The sequence below is a fragment of the Thiolapillus sp. genome (genome assembly GCF_048562965.1).
Classification (GTDB): Bacteria; Pseudomonadota; Gammaproteobacteria; order Chromatiales; family Chromatiaceae; genus Thiolapillus; species Thiolapillus brandeum_A.
Genome location: NZ_JBHNMF010000418.1, coordinates 1 through 2,893 on the forward strand (window position 1 = coordinate 1; position 2,893 = coordinate 2,893).

Annotated in this window: 4 protein-coding genes and 1 pseudogene; 1 reads left to right on the plus strand and 4 read right to left on the minus strand. The window is 47.4% G+C overall.

Features of this window, described 5'->3' with window-relative positions; all coding sequences use genetic code 11:
• On the plus strand, window positions 1-196 hold a 196-nt coding region (locus ACOCD2_RS15695; RefSeq protein ID WP_293815171.1), incomplete at its 5' end, for a hypothetical protein.
• Here the strand turns inward: ACOCD2_RS15695 and ACOCD2_RS15700 are convergent.
• The 4 genes and pseudogenes from ACOCD2_RS15700 to ACOCD2_RS15715 all read right to left on the minus strand — a co-directional run.
• A pseudogene (locus ACOCD2_RS15700) lies at window positions 122-433 on the minus strand (transposase); the annotation flags it as partial. The gene ACOCD2_RS15695 and the pseudogene ACOCD2_RS15700 overlap by 75 nt on opposite strands.
• Before the next feature lie 67 nt (window positions 434-500).
• The gene (locus tag ACOCD2_RS15705; RefSeq protein WP_293649109.1) at window positions 501-1,148 is read right to left on the minus strand and encodes a zeta toxin family protein; all 648 of its coding nucleotides are present in this window, start codon (window positions 1,146-1,148) and stop codon (window positions 501-503) included.
• On the minus strand, window positions 1,145-1,909 hold the full coding sequence (locus ACOCD2_RS15710; protein ID WP_293649106.1) for a helix-turn-helix domain-containing protein: 765 nt from the start codon (window positions 1,907-1,909) through the stop codon (window positions 1,145-1,147). The genes ACOCD2_RS15705 and ACOCD2_RS15710 overlap by 4 nt, the downstream gene beginning before the upstream one ends.
• 8 nt (window positions 1,910-1,917) lie before the next feature.
• Window positions 1,918-2,718: a TIGR04255 family protein gene (locus ACOCD2_RS15715; RefSeq protein WP_293649103.1), complete on the minus strand. Its 801-nt coding sequence runs from the start codon at window positions 2,716-2,718 to the stop codon at window positions 1,918-1,920.
• Between the last annotated feature and the right edge of the window lie 175 nt (window positions 2,719-2,893).

The following is a 2,893-nucleotide window of genomic DNA, read 5'->3' on the forward strand; positions in this document are numbered from 1 at the left end:
GCGTTTGGATGCCTACTTTGCTTCCCCTCTGGCGCTATGCGCACGACGGGTAAGCAGTGCGGCCTCGCGGCTACTGGGGTCTACCAGCCTTCGCTTCGCTCTCCATGGCTGGCAGCGAATGATGCCAAACCGGATCCTCTATGGAAAAACCCACGAACCAACGAAACAGCAGGTTATAGTCCAATTGCTCCATTAACTGCCGTTCGCTGCGTATAGTGTAGAACACCATCAGCAATTGCGCACGCAATAGTTTCTCTGGGGGAATGGAGTCGCGCCCGGCTTCGGCATAAAGGGCATCAAAATCCTCATCCAATGCCAACAATGCCGTGTCAACAAGTTGGCGAATGGGACGCAGCGGATGATCTTTGGGCACCCGGTCTGCAGGACTGACCGTGCTGAATAACGTATCTTGATGAATATCGGGACCGCGCATGGCTCTTTCGCTTCTCGTTCAATTCTTGGCGATATTTTCTCAGATTTGGGTGTTTTCCAACAGCCTGTTAAAGGTCAAGAGCTGTATCGAAACCATATTTTGCTAACCACGCAGGACGTGCTTCTCCCGAGGAGACAAGTTTTCCATCTGCTATGGTAGCTATATGGACATGTCGGCTGGGTTGGCTATCGCTAGCATAGCAACCTGTATTGTCAAACAGCAGCGCCAAATCAACAGCTGATAGCATGGATTTTGCATTTTCGAAAGCGCGGGGAAAACGATCCGAGATAATGTGGTCCGGGATATCATGCCCTCCGTCGATAACTCGTTGGCTTACACGGGCAATCGATACCTCAGGTGTATCGATACCCATGAAGAACATAGCCGTAAAGTAACCGGAAGCTCTGGCATTATCAACCAATGCCTTCTTGTGCCCTTTGGTATCTGAGAATACTGTTTCCAGGCAGACTGATTCACGACGTATGAAATGTATTTTAATCTGTTCAGTAGCTTCAATGGTTGCTGCGCGTGCTTCATCTCTGGTTTTCGCTTGCCGGTCAAACATATCCAGTGCCACTTCGTCTGGGTCGATGCAGTTAAGACCCAATTGTAACAGGCGTTTTTCCCGGAAAGTGGATTTTCCACTGCCGTTTGGCCCTGCCAAGAGAATGAATATGGGCCTGTCGTTGGCAGCGGCGAGAAAGCGTACAATCATTCTTTCCCATCGGGCTCGGGCACAAATTTACGATCTACGATTCGTCCTGGCCGTCGAGTGCCGTCAGGTTGTATTTCGAATAACTTGCCTGAATGGCATGCATCACCTATATAACTAGGTTTTCCTGCAGATTGACGTTCCCTGATTATATCCATGCGTTCCTCAGAAGATTCACCTTCTACAATTGAGTGTAGCAGCGCCTTTCTGGTTGCAACTTCTACATCACTAGCCTTTTGTATGCTGACCAATCGCCCCATGACGGCACGTATGGCAGGAACATCCAGCGCATCGCTGTAAAGTAGGCTCATCAGTGTATTTCCTTCAACTTGATCAAAATGCAAGCGCTGTCCGATAGGTTTTTGCTCCAGATCGTTCCAATCTATGGCAATTCTCGCTATTGCCTCTATCCTAGCGCGATTTTTTGGCGAAGGCTCCATGGCGCCGTCACGCCAATGATAGATCATGGGCCGTGATACACGCAGTATGTGTGCAAGTTCTTTTACGGTGACACCAAGTGCCTGTTCAATGAGTTTTAGATTTTCAGGTATCGTTCTAGAATCGGGTGTATTCCAAATTAGTTCAAATGGAAACTTGGTTTCGCCAGAAAATGTTGCGGTTGGACTTAATCGGGGCGTCTCAACTATGGGCTGTATTCGATATGATTCCTTCCAAAGAAGCAGCCAGGGATTATTTCCGATATCCGAACTTGGTAAAGCAAATGATGGACCTAGAGACCGCCGCTTGCTTGGTGGTTCTGTCATTGCGCAGCTCATATTGCCTCCCATATTTTTTTCGCATGATCTGTGATGACGTTATCTTTAAAAAGAGTCGATACATCATCATGCATGTCTTTGAAAATTTTTCGAATATTTTCTGGGTTCAACGGCTCCACCGGAGAAACATCAATATTTCTGTCAGTATCGATGATAGCTGCTGATCTATTACCTTCCATGCTATCCATTAAAGGTGATTTTTCTAATGAAAACATTGCTAATTCAGGCGGCAGTTCGGGCTGACCGGAGCCGCGCACGTATCTGAGAACTATCTGACCTTTGTTCATGGGGTATATCGAAACGGATGTTGATAAAAAACCGTCTCGCTGTGCAAAATCAAGATTCACATCAAGCTTTGGGTTTACGAATTGTTCAGGGAATTCTCCCTCAGGCGGGATAACGAAATCGATATATCGCAAGCCAACCCGGTTTACGAATGTGCTAGGCACCGTCTCAGCAAATAGTTCAATGACGTGGTGCAGCTTGGAAAGAAAGTCATCGGAATCAATATAGCTGGTCGCATGCAATACCACGCCTGATTCCCAGAGAATGACGCCTGTTCGGTTGTCTGGTGAGGCGAATTCCCAGGTTTCTTCTTGTTGTGGCTCGACCACCATTTGCGATTGTGTAGCAATCAGACGAGCCCCCTGCTGCTTTCGTTGAAGGGGATACAAGGGTCGGAGCTTGCCGGCAAGAGCAGGTTGATATTCCTTGATATCCGCGATTTGTTCTGTGCGTACCTGTGCAAGCACATAGGCGAGTGGCGCTTTTCCCCATGCACCCAAGGGTTTAGTCATGGTTTACTCCTAGATTGCTGATGTCTGTATGCCTATTTTACACACTACGACACTTTAGGGCCTCGGAAAAAATAGATTACCCCAATTTTGTAATCGGATTGATTGTGACAAACCATGATTCCAGATCAGGTTTTCTGTCAAATCGTTTTTCCAATTCACGCATGGCCTGCTTACT

Excerpts from the sequence above, each read along its gene's own strand:
- ACOCD2_RS15705 (WP_293649109.1), bottom strand. The coding sequence starts at position 1,148 with ATGATTGTACGCTTTCTCGCCGCTGCCAACGACAGGCCCATATTCATT.
- ACOCD2_RS15710 (WP_293649106.1), bottom strand. The coding sequence starts at position 1,909 with ATGACAGAACCACCAAGCAAGCGGCGGTCTCTAGGTCCATCATTTGCT.
- ACOCD2_RS15715 (WP_293649103.1), bottom strand. The coding sequence starts at position 2,718 with ATGACTAAACCCTTGGGTGCATGGGGAAAAGCGCCACTCGCCTATGTG.